This window comes from Streptomyces sp. DH12 (genome assembly GCF_020873895.1).
Lineage (GTDB): Bacteria > Actinomycetota > Actinomycetes > Streptomycetales > Streptomycetaceae > Streptomyces.
On the sequence record NZ_JAHWGT010000611.1, the window covers coordinates 1 to 544 of the forward strand.

Below are 544 nucleotides of genomic sequence, written 5' to 3' on the forward strand. Positions count from 1 at the left end.
GTTTGCCACAATGGCTACGCTTGTGCGCGCGTTCACAAGCCGACCGCACCGTCGACGCCGACGTCTCTCCCTTCCGAAGGTGACCCGTGGACATCAAGACCGCCTCCGCACTCCGCCGCCTCCGCCTGGTCTCGGGCCCCGAAGCGATCTCGTTCCTGCTGCTGCTCGTCTGCTCGGTCCTGAAGCGGACCACCGACTTCAACGCCGTGCCGGTCATGGGCGCGGTCCACGGCTTCCTCTTCGTCCTCTACGTGCTCTTCTGGGCCGACGCCTGGAACCGTGCGAAGTGGTCGCTGGGCACCGCCGCCTACTACTTCGTGATGTCGGTGCTGCCCACCGGCGGCTTCTTCGCCGAGCGGCGGCTCAAGCATGAGGCCGAGGACGCGGTGATCGCCTCCCGCGCCCGCAAGGAAGGGGTCGTGAACGCGTGATCGTCGCCTTTTCCGTGACGCCGCTGGGCGTCGGCGAGGACGTGGGGGAGTACGTCGCCGACGCCGTGCGGGTGGTCCGCGAGTCCGGTCTGCCGAACCGCACCGATGCGATG

The 544-nt window shown here is 68.2% G+C and carries 2 protein-coding genes; both read left to right on the forward strand.

Features of this window, described 5'->3' with window-relative positions; all coding sequences use genetic code 11:
• Positions 1-86: 86 nt before the first annotated feature.
• Positions 87-431 carry a DUF3817 domain-containing protein gene (locus tag LPA54_RS36055; RefSeq protein WP_228917130.1) on the forward strand — a complete coding sequence of 115 codons (345 nt, stop codon included), beginning with the start codon at positions 87-89 and terminating at the stop codon, positions 429-431.
• Positions 428-544 (forward strand): MTH1187 family thiamine-binding protein (locus LPA54_RS36060; RefSeq protein WP_228984755.1); only part of this gene is annotated, 117 nt, incomplete at its 3' end. The genes LPA54_RS36055 and LPA54_RS36060, both read left to right, overlap by 4 nt.